The organism is Prevotella sp. P5-64 (assembly GCF_002251285.1).
Lineage (GTDB): Bacteria > Bacteroidota > Bacteroidia > Bacteroidales > Bacteroidaceae > Prevotella.
Map to the genome: position 1 here is coordinate 1 of NZ_NPJK01000071.1, position 24,724 is coordinate 24,724.

The following is a 24,724-nucleotide window of genomic DNA, read 5'->3' on the forward strand; positions in this document are numbered from 1 at the left end:
TTATTTACAAACTTTATGTCACAGTTTCGCATCGGAGTATATTCTTTTTTTCGTGGTAAAGTTAGTAAATATTTATAAATCAAGCATATACAAAGCTGTTTTTCTAATGGCGGTCATTAGAAAATGACAAGAAACTTTTTCTAATGACCGATTTGGGTTAAGTAGTGGTTAGACAAAAGGGACCAACCTCTTGGTAAACCTTGTTAGTTTAGAATTTTGGCACTGTATTGCCTTTTTTCGAAGCAATCGGAAACGTAGTTCTAAGTACCATTAGAAAGATGATGAATGCGGCTTCTTTTTGCAGGATTCCAGTTGCTTTCGAACGGACAAGGACAAAAGATAGGGCTGAATTCCAAGCGCGGAATCCAACCCTATCATTAATGTATATGAACTTTAATCAGTAACTTATAGCCTAAAGCGATGATATTGGTGTGTTAGTAGCAGTTTGTTATATCAGTTATATTGCTACTATTGATGGGGATATGGATATCTGGTTTAACGTTTATGTTATCGTCGTTTCCCCCTCCAGTATTATCTCCTTTGAACAGTGTGGAGTTTATTATTATGCACGTGTTTTTGGAAATAGGTACGTCTTCGTATTGGATGCTTTTGACGGTTGATTTGTCTTTATCCAGAGCTTTAATGGTTAGTTTTACCTCTCCATTCTCGTCTCGTGGGAATGTGTATATATTAAATTCTGAATTTTTGCCAATCATATCATCGGTTACATTGCGGTATTCCGTCTGTCGAGAGTTGACAGACCCATATCCGGATAAACTGCTATAGGTTGAGCTTCCACCCGTGTAATAGAATTCCATCTGCTTCACCTCTTTGGGCATGGGATCGGGTATGGTAACACGTATGTTGGCCACAATACGTTCAAGTTCAACAGAAATAGTCTTATCTGATTCTACATCAATGTTGGTAGAACAGGCAAATGTGTCTGTAATTTTGTTGTCTTTGAACTTGATTTTTTCTTCTGACTCAACGCTGATATTGCCCAGTCCATTATGTGCAATAATCACTAAATGATATTGTCCATCTTCTATAGTAAGCGTAGGTGAGCCAAAGTCTTTGTCGGTGATACTTTGGTGCCTTATGGAATATAGTTTACCATTATTACTGAAAACACAATAGCTGATGCGTGTGCAAACTTGCTTCAGGTCAGTCAAATCATCAATTGTTGTGATATTGACTTTGACCTTTCGGCCATTTTGGATTTCTGTTCCAGGAGAGTCCTCTCCATTATTGGGGATATTTGCTTTTTCGCATCCAGCTAAAAAGAGCAACGAACATACAATCAGTATTTTTTGTGTTACCCAAGCATATATAAAAGAGGGTGGCTTGTTCATTTCGGCGGTTTTATAGTTGATAAACTGGTAGTAATGGTAGATAAGATAGTAGAAAAATAGGATAATGAACAAAAAAACCGCTTAGAACAATGTTCCAAGCGGCCATTTCCTTTAGTTCGTGCTAATTACTCAGCAACTACACTATCAGCAACTGCTGTATCAGCAACAACTGAGTCAACTACTGCAGTGTCAGAGTCTGCGTTAGCAACGGGCTCAGCAGTTTTGTTACCACAAGATGCGAAAGAGATAGCAGCGATAGCTACGAACATCAAAACTAATTTCTTCATTTTCTTTGCTTTTTAAATCTGTAAAACAATCATTTGTTTATTAAAACATTGCAAAGGTACATATTTTTTCAATAGGTTGTTCATCTTTTTGAGTTTTTTTTTAGTGTTAATTGTAACTTTTTTGAAAACGACTGAAATACAATTTATTACAAACTGTGAAATAAGGTTAATTTTCTGCGAGTTGATTCATATCATCTAAAAAACCTTCTTTTGGAGCTGAAAAATGTGGTCTCGGTTACTGGATTATTGGCCAGTGTTTTGTATACAATCATTAAAATTGATGCCAAATCAGTCAAATAGCTCTAAAGTTTTTGCTAACTTTGCATTATAATTAATTAATATGATAGATACATCTGCATTCCAAGGGAAAAAGGCAGCTTACTATACTTTAGGGTGTAAGTTGAATTTTTCCGAAACGTCCACCTTTGCAAAGACGCTTGAAGCTATGGGTGTCGGTACTGTTGAAAAAGGTGAGCGTGCCGACATATGTCTCGTAAATACCTGTTCGGTTACAGATGTTGCCGATCGTAAGTGCCGTTCTATAATTCGTCGCATGGTAAGGGAACATCCTCATGCATTTGTGATTGTGACGGGGTGTTATGCCCAGCTTGAATCTCAAAAGGTTGCCAATATTGATGGGGTGGATTTGGTCTTGGGCAGTAATGAGAAGGCAAACCTTGTGCAGTTCTTATCCGATGCATGGAGTAACCGGACGGATGGTGCACATTTACATATATATCATTCTGTCAAAACCAAGGATATCAAAACATTCCAGCCTTCCTGTTCGCGAGGAAACAGAACTCGCTATTTCTTGAAAGTCCAGGATGGTTGCAGTTATTTCTGTACGTATTGTACTATACCTTATGCCCGTGGTTTTTCGCGTAATCCTTCTATCGAATCTTTGGTGGAGCAGGCACGGCAGGCAGCTGACGAAGGTGGAAAGGAAATTGTGCTTACGGGTGTTAATATAGGTGATTTCGGAGCCACCACGAAAGAGCGATTTATCGATTTGGTAAAGGCCCTGGATAAAATCGAGGGTATCAAGCGATACCGTATCAGCAGCTTGGAGCCCGATTTGCTGGACGACGAACTGATAGAGTATTGTGCACAAAGTCGTGCTTTCATGCCGCATTTTCACATACCTCTTCAGAGTGGCTCTGATCATGTATTGCGTCTGATGCATCGTCGTTATGACAAAGCACTTTTTGCTCATAAAATCAATCTTATCAAGCGACTTATGCCTGATGCCTTTATAGGTGTAGATGTGATGGTCGGATGTCGTGGAGAACATCCTGAACATTTTGAAGAGTGTTATGATTTTCTTGATGGATTGGATGTCACTCAGCTGCATGTATTCCCATATTCTGAACGCCCAGGAACTTCAGCGCTTTCGATTCCCTATGTGGTCGATGATGCTGAAAAGAAAAAGCGGTGTAACAGACTCTTGGCGCTGAGCGATAGCAAAACCATCGACTTCTATAGCCGAAACATCGGTAAGGAAGTTGATGTATTGTTTGAGAAATCTACTCGTGGCAGATTCATGCATGGTTTTACAGAAAATTATATTCGTGTAGAACTATCCCCCAAAGATGCTAAAGCCGAATATGACAACCAGATTCTGCGTGTGAGATTGGGTGATTTCAACCACGACAAATCAGCTCTAAAGGCGGAATTGATATGAAAATAGCCATTGTTATATTGAATTGGAATGGGCGGAATATGCTGAAACGCTTCTTGCCCATATTACAGTCCAATCTTATCGCCGATAGTGTCGTCTTTGTGGCGGACAATGCATCGAGTGACGATTCGCTTCAACTGTTGAAGAGCGATTTTCCAGATGTGCGTGTTATCGAATTGGATAAGAATTATGGTTTCGCTGACGGATATAATAAAGCTCTGCAGCAGATTGATGCTGAGTATTATCTCTTGCTGAATTCGGATGTCGAAGTGACATCTGATTGGATTGAGCCGATGTTGTGGTTTATGGAAGCAAATCATGATGTGGCAGCATGCCAGCCTAAAATTCTCTCCATCTCCGATCGTCATAGTTTCGAGTATGCGGGTGCTTGTGGCGGATTCATTGATAAGTATGGTTATCCCTATTGTCGTGGCCGCATATTTGATACGATAGAGTATGACAAGGGCCAATATGACAATCCGATGGAAATCCAATGGACAACAGGAGCCTGTATGCTTATTAGAAGCTCGGACTACTGGGCTGTAGGCGGCTTGGATGGTCGCTTCTTTGCCCATAGTGAGGAAATCGATATGTGTTGGCGCCTGCGATTGATGGGACGCAAATTGTATTGTATTCCACAGAGCAAGGTGTTCCATGTAGGTGGTGGCACTCTGAATAAAAGCAATCCCAGAAAGACCTTCTTGAATTTCCGCAACAACCTTACGATGCTTTATAAGAATTTGCCCGACAAGGACTTAAGACATGTTATGGCTGTCAGATGGTGGCTTGATTACCTTGCTGCATTCCAAATGTTGATACTTAATCGTAGCTGGGGTGACTTCAAGGCTGTAGTTAAAGCTCGTCGTGCTTTTCACAAATGGAAGAAACAATTTCTTTCCGAACGTCAGGAAATTCAGCTTCGACAGGAAAGCGCTCCGGATGTCCAGGTGAGATCTTCTTATAGTATCTTGTGGCAGTATTATTTTCATCGTAAAAAAGAGTTTAGTAGATTGCATCCTTCTGTCAGCAAAGGAACAAAGCAGTTTCCTAATGTTGTTCTGCTACCACAAATAGAGGCGCTCCTTAATGAGGGGCATACGGTTACGCTACAATTAAGGGGTTACAGTATGCGCCCGTTCCTTGAAGACAATCGAGATAAGGCTTTGCTCATTAAGGCTTGTCATATTGCCGTTGGCGATGCAGTCTTGGCCAGGCTTCCGCAAGGAGGTTATGTCTTACATCGTATAGTAAAAATCAAAGGAGATGAAATAACCCTGCTGGGTGATGGTAATCTGGTGCCGGAGCATTGCAAACGCAGTGATATCATTGGTTTTGTAGTCGGCTTCTATCGCAAGGGGCGCTCTGCCATCGACAAGACGAATGGCATCAAGTGGGGGCTGTATTCCATTATATGGATGCTGCTTAGGCCATGTCGAAGATATCTGTTGGCTTTCTATCGGCGTGTTTGGTTGAAAATGTTTAAACCCATTTAATAATATAATTGCATATGAGAACAAAGAAAGGATTCAAGCTCCGCGAAGTATGTGGAGAGAAGATATTGCTGGCTGAAGGCGTAGAGAATATTGACTTTAGTGATATCATCAGTATGAATGCCAGTTCGGCATATCTCTGGGAACAGGTAGACGGAAAAGACTTCACGGTAGAGGAGATGGCCCGACTGCTCACGGAACAATATGAGGTTGAAGAAGCTGTGGCGTTGGAAGATGCCAAGGAACTGGCCAATCAATGGTTCAAATGTGGTATCATTGAGATTTAACGCAATCAATGCCTTGGCTTTGAACTGACTGCCAGACAATAATAATGCCCGTTACAAGCGTTGAACGATGTAACGGGCATTTGTTGTCTATTGCCAGTGGTAATACTGTTACTTGAGATTGGTGATGAAGAAGTTGGCAATCTGTCTCATTAAGTGATTGCGCGTATTTCCACCATATATACTGTGATTGCGGTTGGTGTACAACAGTTCGGAGAAATCTTTGTCGGCTTCTATCAGCGATTCTGTGTATTCAAATGTATTCTGTGGGTGAACGTTGTCGTCGGCCAATCCATGGCAAATCAGCAATTTTCCGTTAAGTTTGTTGGCCCATCCTATAGGTGAGTTGTCATAACCCTGCGGATTCTCTTTGGGAGTACGCATATAACGTTCGGTATAGATGGTGTCATAATATCTCCAGTCTGTAGGAGGTGCGACAGCTACGCCGGCATAGAAGACATTGCGGCCTTCACTCATGCTCATGAGGGTGTTAAAACCTCCGAAGCTCCATCCCCAAATGCCTATGTGCTGTTTGTCGATATAGGTTTGGTTGCCTAACCAAAGCGCAGTTTCTACCTGGTCCTTTGATTCAAGGACGCCCATCTGTTGGTAAATGCATTTTTCAAATTTGGCTCCTCGACCACCAGTGCCTCTGCCATCTACGCATACTACAATAAAACCTTGCTGAACAAGATATTGGTCAAATGCTCCGCCGTTGCCTAATGAACCGGCTTTCCAAGAATCAACCACTTGCTGGCTGCCTGGGCCACTGTATTGGAACAGGATAACGGGATACTTGTGAGATGGGTCGAAATTGTTCGGTTTTAACATCCATCCATCCAGAGATATTCCTTCAGAAGTAGTGAATGTAAATGGCTCTCGTTTGCTCCATCCATATTCTGCCATTTTGACCTTTAGCTTGCTGTTGTCGAGCAGCACGGACAAAACCTTGCCTTTCTGTGAACGCAATGTGAATGTATAAGGTGTGTTGTAGTTGCTCCATGTATTGATAAAGAACTGATAGTCGCCAGAGAAGATAGCGCTGTTCCATCCTTCCTGGTCGGTCAGTCTTTCTACTTTGCCGTTTTTATGAGAAACAAATACTTGGCGGTCGTGTGGATTTAATGCAGCTGCTTGATAATAAACATCTCCATTCTCCTCATTATATCCATATATGGAAGTAATGTCATGTTTGCCGTCACCGATTTTTCTTATCATTGTACCATTCTGATTGTAAAGGTAAATCTGCATATAACCGTCACGATCACTTGGCAAGAGGATAGTGCTCCGCCCAATGATAATATCTGCCATGGCCTGTTCTTGTATATAGCAATCTGCTTTTTCTTTAATAAGCAGCTGGGCTGTAGTGCTCCTCGGATTGACGGCATACAAATTCAGTTCATCCTGATGACGATTCATGGTGTATACAATTATCCGATGAGGGTCGTTGGTCATCTTTATTCTTGGCATGTAGCTGTCATTATCTGAAGGAACGTTAAGTCTCTTGGTTTGTCTGCTCTTTATGTCAAAGCTCCATGCACTGACAACAGAATTGTCTTCTCCGGCTTTAGGATATTTATATGAATATTCACCAGGATAGGTGCTATATTCATTACGAGTAGGATGTTTGCCCTTGAACATTTGCAGAGAGTATGATTTCACCTTGCTTTCATCGTATTTTATCCAGCAAAGCATAGTTCCATCCCCGTTAAAGCAGAAAGAGCGATTGTTGCCAAATTCTTCTTCGTTGACCCAGTCGGGGATACCATTGATGGTCTCGTTAAATTTGCCATCTTTTGTGACCTGGCTCTCCGCATTGTCGTATAGTAGCTTGATGAGGAACAGATTGTTGTCGCGGACGAAAGCAATCTGGTTCCCGTCTGGCGACCATAGGGGAACTTGCTGCTTGCCGCCGTCGGAAAGACGCTCCAGTTTTGTGGATTTTATCGTATAGATATAATAGTCTGCCTTGAAAGAGTGGCGGTACATTTTCTCGGTATTTGTCTGTATGAGGAATTTGTCACCCTTGGGCGATAAAATGTATCCGTCGAACTTTGTTATCTTTTCGCCTATGGTCTTGTTGACATCAAAAAGAACGGCCGTTTGTTTGCCGGTCTTAAATGAGTTTTGTATAATCTGTTTGCCATCATCGCTGATGCGTGCATACTGGTCTGTACCAGGTATGGGGTCAATTCCTTGGATGATCTTTGCGGAAAAGTATCCGGATGCAATGGTTTTGATGTCCATCTTTTTTGAAGCGGTCAGTTCTGTACAGGTCAATGCAAGAACTGCAAGTATTAATAATTGTTTTCTCATATTGGTGATTATATGTATATGACTATATGCAAAGTTACAAAATCTTCGTTATTATCAGTCTGAAATTGATGTTTTTTTGTAATTTTGCATACTATGCAGCAGGCTTATAATGATTTCGGCGCTTGGATACGCCGCCGCTTCCCGTTTAGGGTTCAGAAAATATCGGTTGATGCAGGTTTCTCTTGTCCTAATCGGGATGGGAAGATTTCGCGTGGAGGTTGTACATTTTGTGACAACCATACATTTAACCCATCATATTGCAATAGCCGTAAAAGTATAACAGAACAGTTGGAGGAGGGGAAAGCATTCTTTGCTCGTAAGTATCCGGATATGAAATACCTCGCATATTTCCAAGCCTATTCCAACACATATGCTCCTGTGCCAAGGCTTAAGCAACTGTATGAGGAGGCTCTGAGTGACGAGGATGTGGTGGGTATTGTGATAGGAACTCGTCCGGATTGTTTGTCGCCAGAGATTTTGGACTATCTGGAAGAACTGAATAGGCGAACCTTCGTAATCGTTGAATTGGGAGTGGAGAGTGCTAATGACGAGACGCTACTGCTGGTCAACCGGGGGCATACCTTTGCAGATAGCGTCAATGCCATAGAAGCCGTGCATCGTCGGGGAATTCTTGTAGGTGTTCACATTATACTTGGACTGCCAGGGGAAGATAGGGAAGAAATCTTGCGACAAGCCTCCGTGATATCTGACTTGCCTCTGGATATCCTCAAACTGCATCAGTTGCAGATTATCAAAGGTACATGTATGGCGCGACAATACTCAGAGGCTCCTTTTCATCTTTTCAGTGTCGAAGAATATATCGAATTGATAGGAGAGTACTTGCCATTACTGCGCAAAGATATAGTTCTGGAGCGCTTTCTTAGCCAGTCACCTGGCGAGATGCTTCTGGCCCCAAAATGGGGATTGAAGAATCATGAGTTTGTACATCTTCTTAACAAATATCTCGAGAAGAACAACATTTGTCAAGGAAGCAAGGTGGTGTAATCATCCTGACTGAGCAGTTGCTCGACAGTTCTGCTTCTGTGCTTGCGCATATAATTGTCAATCAGCAGCACATATTTCGTTTGGAAGATTTTCCGCTCGAGCGCCTTGTTCGTAATCCACATGATTTTTGCGATGTGTAAATCTCTTTCAAGCTGAGTGCGCTTGTCTATATTTGACAGGGGATAAAAACTGAGCAGGTAGAAAACCATTGCATCCGGTACAATGTATGCGCGGGTCATGCTTGTACGTTGTTGGTATGAATAGTACTTTTTGTACAATGGGTAGTTGATACCAAGATATTTGTCCAGACAGATACCGATACTCTTGTTGCCAATGATGACACTTTGGTCCAAAGCGCCTATTTGGGCGTAGACCTTGGGAAGTGGTATGTTGGGCAGGCTTTTACGTAGTCTGGAAAAACTCTTGCTGAAATCCTTGTTCAAGTCATCCATATCAGCAAACTCGGCTTCGGTGTCAGATATGAGAATCTGCAGTGTGGAGTCTTGGTAAAATCTTAGGTATTTGGAACTTATGTCAGGCTCAACCACCTCGCCAATCTGCAATACTTTTTCTATGAGAGTACGTGTCTCTACAGGGTATTCTGTGTTCATTTCCTGCAAGGCAGAATAATCACCGGTCGTGAGATACCGGCTTTGCAATCTGTCATATCTGGCAATCGTGATGTTGCCCTTTTGAAGGTCATCTTCAAAAGGTTTAATCTTTGGTTCGCATGAAACGAAGAGCAAAGCTGACAGTAATATGGTGGCGATACGGTTTCTCACTTGCTAATTCTCCCTTATTCACTTGCAAAAATAGTAAAAAAATGAATAAAACCAAAGGCAATGTATAAAAAATATAAAAAGCAGCCCAATAAATCTGCATATTTATTAAAAACCGTTATACTTCTGCGTGGTAAGTATGCCACGATTTATGCTAAGTGCGCGAAATGGTCTTGTTACAGATAACGGCAGCCTCTTTGTTGGGCAGGCAATGCAATATATAGAATGGCGTTTTTTCTATTACCTGGGTAATATTTTTTATAATGTCATCGTAGATATTCTCATCCCACCTGATGCTTGAGCATGCTGGGATAAAGTTTACCAGTGCATCTATAGGGGATAATCGGTCTATGCTGTTTTGCGGTGCACGGTCAATTTGAGTTATTGCTCCTAAATGGGCTTTGATATTGCGGTAGCATGGAGTCTTGCCACTCCAAGGACTTCCATAGATTACGGGAACGTTGTCTATAATTCTGATAATGGGGTTATCGTCATTCATCAGGTCGCAGTTTGGAAGGTGTTTGAGCCACATGCTGACCTGTGTGCTCTTTCCGGTACCGCTTTTAGCGATAAATGCATATCCATAACCGTTTTGCCTTACCAGGGATGCGTGTATTAATAAGGTGTTATATTTGCAACTGGCAAAAGCATAAGCAATCATGATGGCATTGTTCAGACCGAAACTACGCATGTCATAGTTGCCGTTGAGTGCGCACTGGCAGACGGAAAACTCTTTGTTGGCAATCAATAGGCAACAACTATTTCCATTAATGTCTTTGATGATAAACTGGTGTCTTCCATCATTTGTCTGGTCAACTATGATGTTGCCATTGCCAGTGTCAATGGTCTTTATGCGTACCCGTTCACTTTTTGCAATGGGTGCGGTCTTGTCATCTATGGTAAGCTCAAAGAGGTTGTCCTCTTTGGAGGGTTCGGCAATCTCAAATGGAGAAAAAGAGGGTAGTAGAGACAAATTATTAAGCCCATCCTCTTTGAAGATGAGCTTAATAGTCAGCTCGGCTATCGAGAACCAGTAGTTGCTGTTCATAGTTCGGGAAGTCGTACTTTATTTATCCTTTTTCTTGTTCTTCTTTGCTTTCTTTGTCTTCTTGGTTGGGCTTTCGGTCTGTTGCTCTTCGTCTGATTCTATTGCCTTGAATTGGAACTCGTTGGCGCCTACATATTTCAGTTCGTATTTCCCGTTCTTGGCATACTTCTTCTTGAGCTTGGTAAACTGCTTCTCTATATTCTTGAGTTTGGCATCAAAGAAAATTACGCACACTCTCGCAGGCATTCCTTGGTCCGAAAGGTGCTGACTCAACTGTTTTGAATATAAGTCCCGGTTCTCCAGAAAATGGCTTTTGTGCTCGATAGTTACATCTTTAACCAACTGTATATCTGTAAAATATACCGTTGAATCATTAAATGATGCCGAAAAACCAAATGCATAAATGTCACTCTTCTTGTTGGCAGCGCTTACATTACCTGAAACAATTGCGCATATCAGAATAAGTGTAATGGTAATAATTTTGTTCATTGTTCTTTCTTTTATCTTCCTAAATAACTCTTTAGAAGTTTACTCTTTGTATTATTTCTTAATTTACGTATAGCCTTTTCTTTGACTTGTCTTACCCTTTCACGAGTCAGCCCACACTTTGTGGCGATTTCTTCAAGGGTCTGTTCTGCTTGATTGATGCCAAAAAATGATTTGATGATGATGCGCTCCCTGTCATTGAGAACACTCAATGTTCTGCAAATCTCTTCTCTTAGAGATTCCGCAACCAGTTCATTGTTTGCTTCTGCACCCTCATCACTTGCAATAACGTCAAGTAGGCTGTTGCCTTCGTCGTCATTTATTGGGGCATCAACCGAAACGTGTCTTCTGGTTGCCTTGAAGGCATCTTCGATTTTATCTTCCGGCATATTCAGCTCATCGGCCATTTCATTGAGACTCGGACGGCGCTCGTGCTCTTGTTCGAAAACGCTGGATGCGTGGGATATTTTATTGACGGCTCCAACTTGATTGAGCGGGAGCTTTATCATATTGCTCTTTTCGGCTATTGCCTGCAGTATACTTTGTCTAATCCACCACACAGCATACGAAATGAACTTGAAGCCTCGGGTTTCGTCAAATTTTTCGGCAGCCTTGATGAGTCCCACATTGCCTTCATTGATAAGGTCGGGGAGACTCAGTCCCTGGTTCTGGTATTGTTTGGCCACAGAAACGACGAATCTTAGATTGGCTTTGGTGAGCTTTTCCAATGCTTTATGATCGCCCTTTTTGATGCGCTGAGCCAGCTCGACCTCCTCTTCAACCGTTAGCAATTCCTCACGGCCGATTTCTTGCAGATACCTGTCAAACGAGGCGTTCTCGCGGCTTGTTATTGATTTTGTGATTTTCAGTTGTCTCATAAAGCTATTGTTTGTCACTTTTCTGCAAATGTAGTATTTTTGCTTTATATATGCAAGTATTTTCGTTTTTATTTAACAAAATGGACGCAACTCTGAGCTTGTCTGGCTTGGAGTTGCGTCCATTATACTCGTTGGTAACTGAATTGTTATATATCCTAATTTACTTCTATTGCAAAGTAGTCACGTTTGCCAGTGGGCCATATACCTTTTATATATAGTACGGGGTCCTTGCTTGTCGATGCCTTCTTGACAGTCTCTTGCAGGTCGTTGATGGCCTTTATGGGAGTGTCATTGGCCTGAAGGATAATGAATCCTTTTTCAATTCCCTTCTTCTTCAGCGGACCATCGGTCACCTTGATTACTTCGAGACCATAGTTGATGCCAAGTTGTTCCTTTGTATCTTTGTTGACCGGTGCAAACGAACCGCCCAATACATCCAAGTCAGCAGTCTTTACCACTTTGGTTGTACCTTGCGCATTCTTGAGAGTGACGGTCTTGGTCACTTTCTTCTTCTTGTGAATGTAGGTTACGCTGAGCTTGTCGCCAGGACGCTTGTTGGCCATATGCTCCTGGAGTTCAGCCATCTTGCCAATCTTCTTTCCATCGATACTTATGATGACATCGCCTTCCTCAAGTCCGGCTTCGGCGCCAGCGCCGTCGGGATCCACCTTAGACACATAGACACCTTCGTTTGTGCCGAAATCAGCATCTTTGCCACTGTCTTTGAGCGCGTTGATCTGGTTCAGCAGGTCGCCACCGGTGATTCCGAGATATGCACGCTGAACGGTTCCATATTCTTTCAAGTCGCTTACCACTTTGTTCATGATGGTGGTAGGTATGGCAAAACCATAACCAGTAAACGAACCTGTCTGAGAATATAGCATGGCATTGATACCGACCAATTCTCCCTTGGTATTGACCAGGGCGCCGCCGGAATTACCGGGATTGATGGCCGCATCGGTCTGTATGAAACTCTCCACGCCATTCTGCTGGGCATACAGCGAGCGTGCCTTGGCGCTTACGATACCTGCTGTCACAGTATTGTTCAATCCATAGGGATTACCTACGGCTATCACCCATTCTCCCACCTTCAGCTTGTCGGAATCGCCAATGGGGAGGGTGGGTAAATCCTTGCCGTTGACCTTAATCAGTGCCAGGTCGGTAGAGGGGTCAGTGCCGATGATGCGTGCCGAGAACTCGCGGTTGTCATTCAGGGTCACAGTCAGTTCGTCGGCTCCGTTAACTACATGATTGTTGGTAACGATGTAGCCGTCGGAAGAGATGATGACACCAGAACCGGTAGCTTGCTTCTTAGGAGTCTGGATCTGCTGCTTGCGCTTGCCTCCGTTGCCCTGGCCGAATCCGAAGAAATCGCCAAAGAAATCATCGAATGGAGAGCTTGGAACTTCCACCGTCTGCACCTTGGAGTTCTGCACATATTTTATATGTACTACCGCCGGCAATGATTTCTCGGCGGCATAGGTTAAATCTACCGGCTGGCCAGCAATGGCTACACTGGCTGGTGTGGCATAGGCTTTGATGAAAGAGCCGGCAGAGAGAGCTATGGCAACAATGCTCAAGGCCCCAAAAAGATACTTTGAATACGTTTTCATACTCGTTTGTTTTTAATCTTATGTTTATTTTGTTCTTTCTTTTGGTTGAGGTTGTCAATCCTCTTTGTAATTATATCTGCAAATATACTCCCAAAGTTTGTGAAACTGCCATTTTGGCAGTCCGCTTTATTTCAATTTAACACTTTTATTTGCCCACTTAACGGCTATTAAGCGCCATCATCACGATTTTTACATCTTTTTATTATCCTTGTCAATGCTGTTTTTGGAGGGCTGGAGCATAAGAATAGCAAGCTATTTGGCTGATAAACGAGGTAAAAAGTGATTTTTTTGAAGTATAGTTGTGGTTTTTCATGAAAAAAATTTAATTTTGCAGAAAGAAAGGCAGTTTCCCGGCCCTGCCGCTGGCTCTTTTGCGAGGGCGAGAGGAAAGTCCGGGCAACGCAGAGCGCTCCACTTCCGAAAATAGAAGCTATTGGTGACAGTAGGGGAAAGTAGAAGAAAATAACCACCATGATACTATATGTTGTTTCGACAGCGTATGTGTCGGGAAAGGGTGAGAAGGTAGTGTAAGAGACTACCAGTCGGCGGGTGATCGTCGAGCTGTACTTCCTGGAGGTTGCAAGTTCATGTAAACCGTCGTCTGAAAGCTGCTCGCTTGATGTCTTTGACAACGGCGGAGGGTAGAATGCTTGAGCTGTGAGGTGACTTGCAGACTAGATAAATGACAGGGCTCCACTTGTGGATACAGAACCCGGCTTATCAGGAAACTGCCTTTCTTTTAATCTTTAGATTTATTACTGATAAAACGAACATTGATATGGCAAATATCGAACTTCCCGATTTCATGAGCTATAAGGACAAGTTTTCGAATAGCAAGTTTGTTGAAAAGATTCAGCGCGTGGCCAAGCGTGCCGGTGCCAAGTTGGTTTACGTGGCATTGATTTTGTTTTATACCTTGCAGAGCGATAAGGTGTCGCTCAAAGACAAGGCAATGATTGTCGGCGCGCTCGGATACCTTATTTCTCCTTTGGATGTGGTGCCCGACGCGATCCCTATAGCAGGATTGGGCGACGACCTCGTTGTGTTGCTCTATGTGCTTCATAAGATTTGGGGCGAAGTGTCCGAGGATGTCAAGGACAAGGCTAAGGCCAAGCTGGCTACCTGGTTTGACGGAGATGAAACCTCGAAGATTAACGACCTGTTCCGCGACGACCCCACAGATACTCCTGTATAGAATTATTTCAAACATCCATAGCCACAAGCCGTTTCCATGCTTGTGGCTTTTTTCTGTCCCTACGTTTGGAGTGGCATTTCGGCAAGGGCCATACCTTGTCCTTTTGACTGTAAGCCAACCTATCTGGCGTCGCTTATCTTGTCGATGGTTTTTCTTATGGGCAGATTATAGTTATTTGCAAGTTTTGAAACGGATGATTCGAACCTTGCAATGAACAGATCTAAGTCTGCAAAGAATAAATCAAGTCTTGCAATATAGATTTGTGTGATTATGGCCGTCTTTGACGGGTGGGAGAGTTGTTTCCACTCCTTGGGTGGTTTTTGGTCCATGGATTGTTGCTTCGATATGGGGCTGTTGATATCCAGGATGGCACGGACTGTTGGCGTATGAGGGCCTTGGGGAAAAATAAAACTCCTTATATGTGAATAAGGAGTTGTCTTGTGCTTGTCTGATAAAAGTGGTGTTGTGGCCTATCTTTATGGCATGCTGTCTTGGGGTGCTTCTGGCATGGCCGTAACTGTGAGCGGAATGGGGGAGTATGGTGGCCTTGTCATTTGGTAGTAACTGGCAGCTTGGCCTTAATCCATCCCAAATATCCCGAATCAAGTTCTATCACTTTGTAACCATGACCGGCTAATATCCGTGCGGCGGTTTTGCTGCGCTTTCCGCTGCGGCAGTTGACGGCAATGGTCTGACCTTTGGGCAACTGCTTAAGGGCTTGTTTCTCAAAATCGTCTTTGAGCACATCGATATTGATGGCATGTGCAATGTGGCCTTCGGCAAATTCGGCTGCAGTCCGCACATCCAATCTCACAATAGACGTGTCGGCAATGGCTGTTGCAAATTCTTCTGCGGGTAAACTGCGGAAGGTGCCGTTCTGGGCTTTACATCCCAACAGGCAGCATAGCATGGTCAGGAGTGTCATATATCTGTTCATCATTAATTATAGATAAATATGCGGCGACTATCTCTGTTGAAATAGTCGCCGCTAATGGTAGGTCTTTAATCGTGGTGGCAACTATGTGTTACTTCTCCTTCAGCAGGCTGGTGCTGCGGACGCAACAAGTCGTTGACGGTCTTTACGGGGTTGAATGTGTCGAGTGGGACTTCCACAAAAATTGTGTTCCAATCGCTCATAGCTCCATTCCAAAGGCCAGGCAATTCCAGTGCTTTCAGTTCGCGGCCGCCCTTACTCTTGCTGCTGATGAAGCCGGTGTTGTGGTCAACGTAGTCGGGCAGATGGAAGTGGTTGCCTTTATAGTCGCGGGTGGCACAAACCAAGTCAACTGGGTTGAAATGTGTACCCTCGGTAAACATCTTGACATACTCGGGGTTGGACTTGTCTATCTGGCTCGATTCCAATATCTGTAAACTTACGGTGCCGTCTTGGTTGTAAGCCAGGAAAGGACCACCACCAGGCTCGCCTACATTCTTGACTACTCCGCAGACGCGCATCGGGCGGTTGAGTTTGCTTCTCAGATAACTTACCAGTTCTGCATCTTCGAGTTCCTTGATATCGGCACGGCGGCAGCAAAGGTCGCGCTGTACAAAGCGGATGATTTCCTCAAGGTCCTTATGATTGTAGTTGCCGCTGTCGAGCAACTCAAGATATTCAAAAGCCCGCTTCTGGTTTTCAACCAGTACACCAGCCAATACATTTTTATAAAGTACGGTGTCGCCTTTGAGGCGGTCAGGCACAACATTGTCTATATTCTTGATGAATACAACATCGGCGTCAATGTCGTTGAGGTTTTCGATGAGCGCACCATGTCCGCCCGGACGGAAAAGCAATGATCCGTCATCGTTGCGGAATGGGGTGTTGTCTGTATTGACCGCAATGGTATCTGTCGATGGCTTCTGCTCAGAGAATGATACATTAATCTTTATGTCATACTTGGCTTCGTACTTTGCAATGCAATCTTCTACTTTTTTGCGGAAGAGCGGTAGGTGCTCGTGGCTGACGGTGAAATGGACATTGGCCTCGTCATTGCTTGCTGCATAGAGTGCGGCCTCAACCAGATGTTCTTCCATAGGTGTGCGAGCGCCGTCGGCATAGGCGTGGAACAAAAGCAATCCTTTGGGCAGTTGTCCATAATTCAGTCCCTTTTCCTCCAACAGATTGGCAACGACATCTTTATATTTCTCCTCCTTGAGCAGGGCACGTACACCCTTGCCATTATTCTTCTTGCATTGGTCGCACAGGGATTCACGGAAAGCAAAGTGGGGAATGTTGTCAAAGAACTTGTGTTCAAACTCAGTGGTAGGAGTGTCATATTCGGCAGTAAGGAATCCGAAAAGGTCCTTAAACATGCGGCTGGCTGCACCGGATGCGGGCACAAATTTAACTACACGATGTCCGTGAGCCTTGTATTCGTCCCAAGATTCAATGGCATGCTGGCGTTCTACCTCGTCAAGGGCAAGAATGCCTTTTTCGATAGAGGCTGCGGCTTCTAATTTAAGAAATGGAAAGCCCTTCTCAAACTGGTGAAGTTGCCCCATTACTTTTTCTTCGCTTATCCCTCTCTGGGATATCTGGTTAAGATCTGTTTGTGTTAGCATTATCTTTGATATTTTAATAATTATATGACAAATTTAGGTACTTTATCTGATATGCCCAAGTGTTTTGGGCGTTTTTTTTCAGTATATTGACGGCTTATGTCGTAAAAACTATTTCTCTGGCGGGTGGTATCTTCATGGGCTGGAGTTATAACCTGGCGCTTTTTCTGCGAAGAATGAGCAGGCATACGACCAGAAGAGCGGGGAAGAATGTTGCGGCCAAAATGCCACCATGTATATCGTCGCCTGTAAAATGGGTACAAAGCCCCACAAGAGATGGCCCAAAAGTGCCGCCGGCATCGCCGGCAAGGGCCAGAAGGGCAAAAAGAGCAGTACCGCCGTTGGGTATCCGTGCCGATGTAAGACTGATGGAACCCGGCCACATGATGCCTACAGCCAGACCGCTGACCATGCAGCCGGCCAGACTCAGTAGCGGAACAGAGGCTAAAGAAGCTGTCAGGTAAGCGACCAGACTCAGAAGCCCGGCCCATGTCATATAGGCGGACAGGTCCAGATTCTGTCCCTTCTTGCTATACCATAGACGGCCGAGACCCATACAAAAGGCAAATCCACAGGGACCAGCCAGATCACCAATCGCCTTTTCTACTCCCAGAGAGGCTTCGGCAAAGGCCGATGTCCACTGTGCCATAGTGGCTTCTGAGGCTCCGGCAGCTACCATCAGCAGTAGGAATATCCAGAACATTCCATTGCGCAGCAGTTGACCCATGCTCATACTCTCGGCATCGGGCACAATGGGTTCAATAGGGCATGTCGCGAAATTGATGATGTTGTAGAGCGGTATCAATGCCCATAGGCAGGCCAGAAACCTCCAGTGGTCCAATCCGAATAGGGAAAAGAAAAGCGTAGAGCCGACTATCACTCCCACGGCTCCCCAACAGTAGAAGGAATGGAGCAGGCTCATCATGCCCTCCTTGTTTGGGAAAGGGCAAGCCTCGATAATGGGGCTGCACAACACCTCTATCAACCCGCTACCTATGGCATACACGCATACACAGAGGAGTATTCCCACCAGCGGATTGGGGAATAGTTCTGGCAGAAATGCCAGCCCCATCAAGCCTGTGGCTGATGTTATCCCAGAGATGATGATACTTTTGCGGTAGTTGATGTTCTTGAACTTGGCGCACAGCAAGTCTGTAATCAGTTGGATGATGTAGAATACAGCAGGAATCAACGCCAGACTGGCTATAGGTATCTTGTACTCATGGTGGAAGGCCATGAATAGTAGAGGGGTGAAATTGGCCACGATGGCCTGTGTTACAAAACCAAGGTAGCAAGCCCGTTTGGTCTTCCTGTAATCTTTTCCTTTCTTCATGTTTTTGTCTACTTGTTTTATCTTCCAATGTATTCCTGCTATATTGCATTCGTATTTCTGCATTTATATTAGGATAGCGATGATTTCTGACGTGTGCTGCAAAGTTAACTGTTTGTCGGGAGAAACAGACGAATTATATTAAGTTTTTTCCCTTAATCATTAACTTATGTCAAACAGCCGTAAAAAGCCTACGGTTTTGCTTTGCCGTTTCTGCTAAAAGACGTACCTTTGCACCCTATACTTTGGTGTGTTACAGGTGCATTGACAGCAGATATGGACACCATAAAGGATTACTAATTATATAGAGAAGACATACGTATGAACGATGTATTTGCATTTTCGGATAACGAGCGCAGCGCAGCGATAAAACTGATATTTCAGATACGGGAGGCCATAGCCGACTCGCTGGCTCCCGGTGACGAACAGCTGATGCGCCAGCATATAGAGCAAGCCATCAACAGCCAACGTATCCAGCGTGATATGTTCGGTCTCAACCCCATTCTGCATGCCCTACAGACGGCTTGGCTGGCCGTAACAGAGATAGGGCTTAAGCGTGATGGCGTATTTGCCATTCTGCTCTATGAGGAAGTGATTGGGGGTAACGAGGACATTGACCACCTTACCTCGCTCTTCGGTGATAATGTAGGACGCATCCTGCATGGTCTGTGCCGCATACATGACTTGTATAAGAAAAATCCTGTAATAGAAAGCGAAAATTTCCGTAATCTGCTGCTGTCTTTTGCTGAAGATATGCGCGTGATTCTCATCATGATTGCCGATCGCGTGACGTTGATGAGGCAGATTCGTGACAATTCTAATCTTGAAGCCAAACGCCAAGTAAGCGAGGAGGCCAGTTATCTATATGCGCCATTGGCTCATAAGTTAGGTCTGTATAAGCTGAAAAGTGAACTTGAGGACCTGAGTCTGAAATATCTTGAGACCGATGCCTATTATATGATAAAGGAGAACCTTAATGCTACCAAGCGTTCGCGCGATGCTTACATTGAGCGTTTTATCACTCCTCTAAAGGCTAAACTGGATGAGGCTGGTCTCGTCTATCATATGAAAGGTCGTACCAAGAGCATTCATTCCATTTGGCAAAAGATGAAGAAGCAGCAATGTGGCTTTGATAAAATATATGACCTCTTTGCCATTCGCATCATCCTTGACTCGCCTTTAGACAAGGAAAAGATGCTCTGCTGGCAGACATTCTCTATCGTTACCGATATGTATCAGCCCAATCCCAAACGATTGAGAGACTGGCTGAGTATGCCAAAGTCCAATGGATATGAATGTCTTCATATCACGGTGTTAGGCCCAGAAGGCAAGTGGGTGGAAGTGCAGATACGTACTCAACGCATGGACGATATTGCCGAGCATGGTCTTGCCGCCCATTGGCGCTATAAAGGCGTTAAGAGCGAGGGCAATATGGATACCTGGCTTGCCAGTATCCGTTCGGCGCTTGAAGCCGGTGATGACCTGCAGGTTATGGATCAGTTCAAGATGAACTTGCAGGATGAGGAAGTCTATGTCTTTACGCCCAAGGGCGATCTGTTCAAGTTCTCACAAGGTGCCACCGTACTTGATTTCGCTTATTATGTACATACTGCTGTCGGTAATTCTTGTATTGGTGCCCGTCTTAATGGGCGTATCGTGTCTATACGCGAGACATTGCATTCCGGTGATACGATAGAGATTCTGACGCAAAACAATCAGAGGCCCAAGCCCAGTTGGTTGGGTATCGTAAAGACGCCAAAGGCCAAAGCCAAGGTCAAGTTGGCGCTCAAGGAGACTCAGGCTAAAGAGGGACTTCTCGCCCGAGAAATGCTTGAGCGCAGGTTCAAGAATCGTAAGATTGAGATAGATGAAACGCTTGTTAATATCCTTATCAAAAAGATGGGATTTAAGGAGCGCTCTGATTTCTATAGAAATGTGGCTGATGGGAAACTTGACATCAACACCATTATTGAGAAATATGTAGAGCTGCGCGACCATCAGTCTGCTATGGCGCAGCAACGCCAGATTCAGTCTGCGGAAGAGTTCAATTATGATGGTACTGATTTCAAGTCTAAAGGGAATGATGACGATGTCCTGGTAATTGACCGCAATCTGAAAGGCATAGAATACAGTCTGGCAAAATGCTGTAGTCCTATTTATGGTGATGATATTTTCGGTTTTGTCACCATTAATGGTGGTATAAAGATTCACCGTACAGACTGTCCTAATGCCCCTGAATTGAGGAGGCGTTTCGGTTATAGATTTGTAAAGGCGCGTTGGAGTGGAAAGGGCAACTCCCAATATAGCGTGACTTTACGTATTATCGGCAATGACGATATAGGTATAGTAAGCAATATTACTAATATTATATCAAAGGAAGAACGCATTGTCATGCGGAGTATCAATATAGACAGTCATGACGGGTTGTTCAGCGGCAATCTGGTCGTAATGATAGATGACACATCGCGCATGGCAAGCCTGATTAAGAAGTTGCAAACAGTAAAAGGCGTTAAGTCGGTGGCCCGACTTTAACGCCTTCGGCTTGATTTCTCATCCACAATTTGTATGCCTTTTTCCGTACACATACCGCGGATAAATACAAGAATGGTATTGTCGAAGATACTCTGAAAGGAGTATTTGTTGTACATGCCCGTTTCGATAATATATGTCATGGCGTTTTGTACAACTTCAGTGATAATGGCAAAGTTGGTTCCTTGCCTGAAGTACCCGTCTTCAATGCCCCATTGGAAAAAATCACTAATGGTCTTTTCGCGCTCCTTACGTCGTTTGGCGTGCATCTCCATTACTGTCTTATATTTGGGTATGTCTATGAAAAACTGTGGATTAATGTGGGAGAATGCGTCAACTTGTATGTAATACGATTCCATCAGGATTTCGACGGCATTGCGCTTTCCTCCTTGGGCATAGTTAAGCAGGTAGGCGTCGATGTGTTCTTCGGTCTCTAATAGACCTTCGTATAACAATTGCTCTTTATCCTGGTAGATTTCATATAGCGTGCGCTTTGAAATACCAAGTATCTTGGCAATGTCATCCATCTTGATTTTCTTGATACCATGCAGGAGAAACTGCTCCATTGCGGTCTTGAGAATCTTGCCTTTAAGTTCCTTTCTGTAAATCGTTTCGTTTGCCATGATGACATTATATATTTTCTAAATGCAAAAGTATAAAAAAAAGATAAAAACTTGTCCTTGTTTGTGGGTTTTTTGTTAACTTTGTCACATTATTATTTCAGATGGTAACATAAATAAACTCTAAGATAAAGATGGTAAAGATTACGAAAGAGGCCGCTTTGGAGTATCACCAAAATGGCAGACCTGGAAAGATTGAGGTTAAACCAACCAAACCATTTCATACTCAAACTGATTTGAGCTTGGCTTATTCGCCAGGTGTAGCATTCCCGTGTTTGGAAATCCAGAACAATCCGGACGATGCATACAAATATACCGACAAAGGTAATTTGGTGGCTGTTATCTCTAATGGTACGGCAGTTCTTGGATTAGGAGATATCGGCGCCCTTAGTGGAAAGCCAGTTATGGAAGGTAAGGGATTGCTATTCAAAATCTACGGAGGTATTGATGTCTTTGATATCGAAGTTGACGAGAAAGACCCGGAAAAGTTCTGTGAGGCAGTTGAGCGCATAGCCCCTTCATTTGGTGGTATTAATCTTGAGGACATCAAGGCTCCCGAGTGTTTCTATATAGAAGAGCGTTTGAAGAAAAACCTTGATATCCCAGTAATGCATGACGACCAGCATGGTACTGCAATTATCAGCGCTGCGGGACTGAAAAATGCCTTGGAGGTTGCTGGCAAGGATATTGCCAAGGTAAAAATCGTTGTCAATGGTGCGGGAGCAGCAGCAATCAGCTGTACAAAACTATATGTTGCACTTGGCGCACGCCGTGAGAATATAGTAATGCTTGATTCAAAGGGCGTGATTACTACCGATAGAGAAAAACTGACTCCGCAGAAAGCATTGTTTGCAACCGAGCGCAGAGATGTACATACTCTGGAAGAAGCTATAAAGGGTGCCGATGTCTTCGTGGGACTGTCCAAGGGCAATGTGCTTACTCAGGACATGATACGTTCGATGGCGAAAAGTCCTATTGTTTTTGCTCTGGCAAATCCTGTGCCTGAAATCAGCTACGAAGATGCCATGGCAAGTCGTCCAGATGTGTTGATGTCAACAGGTAGAAGTGATTATCCTAATCAGATAAACAATGTAATAGGTTTCCCATATATATTCAGAGGTGCGCTTGATGTGCATGCGCGCGCCATAAATGAAGAAATGAAAATGGCTGCTGTACACGCAATAGCTGATTTGGCCAAGCAGCCTGTTCCTGATGTCGTCAACGAGGTATATCACGTAAACGAATTGGAATTCGGTCCTGATTACTTCATACCGAAGCCCGTTGACCCCAGATTGATTACGGATGTTAGTGCCGCTGTAGCTAAAGCCGCTATAGAAAGTGGTGTGGCCCGTCTGGAGATAAAGGATTGGGATGCATATAAGGATCATTTGCGGCAGATGTTAGGTCAGGAGACCAAGCTCACTCGTAATCTGCATGCCACTGCAGCTTTGCATCCTCAACGTGTAGTATTTGCGGAAGGTGGACACCCAACGATGATGAAGGCGGCAGTGCAGGCCCGTCAAGAAGGAATCTGCCAGCCAATCTTGCTTGGTAACCCTGACCGCCTGAATCGCCTGGCCAATCGCTTGAAGCTCGACCTTGCAAATATAGAGATTGTGGATATGCGCGCCGATAAAGAGCAGGGCCGCAGAGCTACTTATGCCAAGCATTTGGCAGAGAAACGTGCACGTCAAGGATATACTTTTGAAGAGGCATACGACAAGATGTATGAGCGTAATTACTTTGGAATGTCTATGGTGGAGCAGGGGGATGCCGATGCATTTATAACCGGACTTTACACCAAGTATTCCAATACTATCAAGGTGGCGAAAGAGGTTATTGGAATACGTCCCGAGTACAACACATTTGCCACTATGCATATTCTGAATACTAAGAAAGGTACGTATTTTATAGCTGATACGCTGATTAATCGACATCCGGACCAGAATGTGCTTTATGATATTGCTAAGTTGAGCGCTAATGCTGTTAAGTTCTTTAATGTAGAACCCGTCATTGCCATGATCAGTTACTCTAATTTTGGAACGGATGACGCAGGTAGTCCCCAGAAAGTTCATGCTGCAGTGGAGCAACTCCAGAAAGATTTCCCCAACTTGAAAGTGGATGGAGAAATGCAAGTGAATTTTGCTCTGAATAAGGAATTAAGAGATGACAAATATCCATTTACCCGTCTGAAAGGAAAGGATGTCAATACGCTTGTCTTCCCAAATATGAGCAGCGCCAATGGTAGTTACAAACTACTCCAGGCCCTTGATCCTGATGCGGAAATTATAGGTCCGATTCAGATGGGATTGAACAAACCGATTCACTTTACAGATTTTGAGAGTTCGGTGCGAGACATAGTGAATGTTACTGCGGTGGCGGTGATTGACGCGTATGTTCAAAAAATTATAAACAAAAACAAATAAGCAATTATCTTAGAATAAACGGCCATCTGCATTAACTTCAGATGGCCGTTTATGTAATAATTATCTGTTGTCTTTCTCGTGTTGGGCAAGGAATGCTTCTGCACGTTCGAGGTCTTCGGGTGTGTCTATGCCGACAGTCTCAATAGAGGTTGTTCCAACCTTAATCTTATATCCGTTTTGAAGCCATCTTAATTGTTCCAGACTCTCTGCGATTTCCAATGATGATTGTGGAAGTTTGGTTATTTGCGAAAGTACCTCTTTTCTATATGCATAGATGCCCAGGTGTTTTAAGAAGGGATAGCGGTTAATCCATTCCTGTTTCTCTACTCCACGGACAAAGGGTATAATGCTTCGTGAGAAATACATGGCATAACCACTATTGCTTACAACGATTTTGGGAGAATTAGGGTTCTCGACGGCTTCTATTGTTGTAAATGGTTTGCCAAGGGTGGCTATTTGGGTATCTTCATCGTCAAAGCATTTGCATAGAGTTTCAATTTGACTTTGCTGGATGAATGGTTCGTCACCCTGGATGTTAACAACGACATCGGCATCAATATTGATTTTGGTGAGAGCTTCCTGTATGCGGTCGGTGCCACTCTTATGGTCACTCCGTGTCATAATGGCATTTCCACCAAATTTAACTACCGTATCAAAAATGCGCTGGTCGTCTGTTGCCACGTATGCATGGGGCAATACAGATGTAACCTGTTCGTAAACTCTTTGAATAACTGGTTTTCCACCGAGAATTGCCAATGGTTTGCCCGGAAAACGGGTAGAGGCGTATCGGGCGGGAATGATTGCAATAAACTTTGTCATAATTTGGTTTTTTATAGATGCAAAGGTAGTGAT

Annotated in this window: 20 protein-coding genes and 1 other RNA gene; 8 read left to right on the forward strand and 13 right to left on the reverse strand. The window is 43.8% G+C overall.

What is annotated here, in order from left to right:
* Positions 1–434: 434 nt before the first annotated feature.
* A complete protein-coding gene (locus tag CIK87_RS12515) occupies positions 435–1,352 on the reverse strand; it encodes a FimB/Mfa2 family fimbrial subunit (RefSeq protein WP_144008223.1) in 918 nt (305 codons plus the stop codon).
* A gap of 125 nt (positions 1,353–1,477) precedes the next feature.
* The gene (locus CIK87_RS14515; protein WP_173823503.1) at positions 1,478–1,639 is read right to left on the reverse strand and encodes a hypothetical protein; all 162 of its coding nucleotides are present in this window, start codon (positions 1,637–1,639) and stop codon (positions 1,478–1,480) included.
* 340 nt (positions 1,640–1,979) lie between these two features.
* On the opposite strand from CIK87_RS14515, the gene mtaB reads away from it, so the two are divergent.
* From mtaB to CIK87_RS12530, 3 genes are read left to right on the forward strand one after another with little or no spacing between them, the layout of a single operon-like run.
* Entirely contained in the window at positions 1,980–3,320 is a 1,341-nt protein-coding gene (mtaB, locus tag CIK87_RS12520) for a tRNA (N(6)-L-threonylcarbamoyladenosine(37)-C(2))-methylthiotransferase MtaB (protein ID WP_094387450.1), read from the forward strand.
* Positions 3,317–4,810, forward strand: a complete 1,494-nt coding sequence (locus CIK87_RS12525) for a glycosyltransferase (protein ID WP_094387451.1) — start codon at positions 3,317–3,319, stop codon at positions 4,808–4,810. Before mtaB ends, CIK87_RS12525 begins: the two co-directional genes overlap by 4 nt.
* A gap of 14 nt (positions 4,811–4,824) precedes the next feature.
* Entirely contained in the window at positions 4,825–5,094 is a 270-nt protein-coding gene (locus CIK87_RS12530) for a PqqD family protein (RefSeq protein ID WP_094387452.1), read from the forward strand.
* A 108-nt stretch (positions 5,095–5,202) separates the two neighbouring features.
* Here the strand turns inward: CIK87_RS12530 and CIK87_RS12535 are convergent, their stop codons facing one another.
* Positions 5,203–7,407 (reverse strand): S9 family peptidase, encoded by a 2,205-nt coding sequence (locus CIK87_RS12535; RefSeq protein WP_094387453.1) that lies wholly within the window; start codon positions 7,405–7,407, stop codon positions 5,203–5,205.
* A gap of 93 nt (positions 7,408–7,500) precedes the next feature.
* Here CIK87_RS12535 and CIK87_RS12540 point away from each other — a divergent pair, with 93 nt between their 5' ends.
* Positions 7,501–8,412: a TIGR01212 family radical SAM protein gene (locus CIK87_RS12540; protein ID WP_094387454.1), complete on the forward strand. Its 912-nt coding sequence runs from the start codon at positions 7,501–7,503 to the stop codon at positions 8,410–8,412.
* On the opposite strand, the gene CIK87_RS12545 is transcribed toward CIK87_RS12540, so the two are convergent.
* From CIK87_RS12545 to CIK87_RS12565, 5 genes are all read right to left on the reverse strand, one after another.
* Entirely contained in the window at positions 8,391–9,194 is an 804-nt protein-coding gene (locus CIK87_RS12545; protein WP_022311518.1) for a gldB family lipoprotein, read from the reverse strand. The genes CIK87_RS12540 and CIK87_RS12545 overlap by 22 nt on opposite strands.
* 151 nt (positions 9,195–9,345) lie before the next feature.
* Complete coding sequence (locus CIK87_RS12550) at positions 9,346–10,239, reverse strand: hypothetical protein (RefSeq protein ID WP_022311516.1); 894 nt, start codon at positions 10,237–10,239, stop codon at positions 9,346–9,348.
* 18 nt (positions 10,240–10,257) lie between these two features.
* Complete coding sequence (locus CIK87_RS12555) at positions 10,258–10,728, reverse strand: hypothetical protein (RefSeq protein WP_094387455.1); 471 nt, start codon at positions 10,726–10,728, stop codon at positions 10,258–10,260.
* 11 nt (positions 10,729–10,739) lie between these two features.
* On the reverse strand, positions 10,740–11,603 hold the full coding sequence (locus tag CIK87_RS12560; RefSeq protein WP_094387456.1) for an RNA polymerase sigma factor RpoD/SigA: 864 nt from the start codon (positions 11,601–11,603) through the stop codon (positions 10,740–10,742).
* A gap of 155 nt (positions 11,604–11,758) precedes the next feature.
* Positions 11,759–13,216, reverse strand: a complete 1,458-nt coding sequence (locus tag CIK87_RS12565) for a Do family serine endopeptidase (RefSeq protein ID WP_022311513.1) — start codon at positions 13,214–13,216, stop codon at positions 11,759–11,761.
* Between the two features lie 342 nt (positions 13,217–13,558).
* On the opposite strand from CIK87_RS12565, the gene rnpB reads away from it, so the two are divergent.
* Positions 13,559–13,952, forward strand: an RNA gene (gene rnpB / locus CIK87_RS12570) — RNase P RNA component class A.
* 51 nt (positions 13,953–14,003) lie between these two features.
* A complete protein-coding gene (locus CIK87_RS12575) occupies positions 14,004–14,411 on the forward strand; it encodes a YkvA family protein (protein WP_094387478.1) in 408 nt (135 codons plus the stop codon).
* 550 nt (positions 14,412–14,961) lie between these two features.
* Here the strand turns inward: CIK87_RS12575 and CIK87_RS12580 are convergent.
* The 3 genes from CIK87_RS12580 to CIK87_RS12590 all read right to left on the reverse strand — a co-directional run bounded on the left by CIK87_RS12580 (position 14,962) and on the right by CIK87_RS12590 (position 18,300).
* Positions 14,962–15,351: a rhodanese-like domain-containing protein gene (locus CIK87_RS12580; protein ID WP_254046042.1), complete on the reverse strand. Its 390-nt coding sequence runs from the start codon at positions 15,349–15,351 to the stop codon at positions 14,962–14,964.
* 62 nt (positions 15,352–15,413) lie between these two features.
* Positions 15,414–16,970 (reverse strand): DUF4301 family protein, encoded by a 1,557-nt coding sequence (locus CIK87_RS12585; RefSeq protein ID WP_094387457.1) that lies wholly within the window; start codon positions 16,968–16,970, stop codon positions 15,414–15,416.
* Between the two features lie 145 nt (positions 16,971–17,115).
* Positions 17,116–18,300, reverse strand: a complete 1,185-nt coding sequence (locus CIK87_RS12590; protein WP_022311508.1) for a sugar MFS transporter — start codon at positions 18,298–18,300, stop codon at positions 17,116–17,118.
* Between the two features lie 318 nt (positions 18,301–18,618).
* On the opposite strand from CIK87_RS12590, the gene CIK87_RS12595 reads away from it, so the two are divergent.
* The gene (locus CIK87_RS12595; RefSeq protein ID WP_094387458.1) at positions 18,619–20,829 is read left to right on the forward strand and encodes a bifunctional (p)ppGpp synthetase/guanosine-3',5'-bis(diphosphate) 3'-pyrophosphohydrolase; all 2,211 of its coding nucleotides are present in this window, start codon (positions 18,619–18,621) and stop codon (positions 20,827–20,829) included.
* Here CIK87_RS12595 and CIK87_RS12600 read toward each other — a convergent pair.
* Positions 20,826–21,449, reverse strand: coding sequence for a TetR/AcrR family transcriptional regulator (locus CIK87_RS12600; RefSeq protein WP_022311506.1), 624 nt, complete (start codon positions 21,447–21,449; stop codon positions 20,826–20,828). The two genes, CIK87_RS12595 and CIK87_RS12600, sit on opposite strands and share 4 nt — an antisense overlap.
* Before the next feature lie 131 nt (positions 21,450–21,580).
* On the opposite strand from CIK87_RS12600, the gene CIK87_RS12605 reads away from it, so the two are divergent.
* Positions 21,581–23,872 carry an NADP-dependent malic enzyme gene (locus tag CIK87_RS12605; protein WP_094387459.1) on the forward strand — a complete coding sequence of 764 codons (2,292 nt, stop codon included), beginning with the start codon at positions 21,581–21,583 and terminating at the stop codon, positions 23,870–23,872.
* 60 nt (positions 23,873–23,932) lie between these two features.
* Here the strand turns inward: CIK87_RS12605 and kdsB are convergent, their stop codons facing one another.
* The gene (gene kdsB / locus CIK87_RS12610; protein WP_022311504.1) at positions 23,933–24,691 is read right to left on the reverse strand and encodes a 3-deoxy-manno-octulosonate cytidylyltransferase; all 759 of its coding nucleotides are present in this window, start codon (positions 24,689–24,691) and stop codon (positions 23,933–23,935) included.
* Positions 24,692–24,724: the final 33 nt, after the last annotated feature.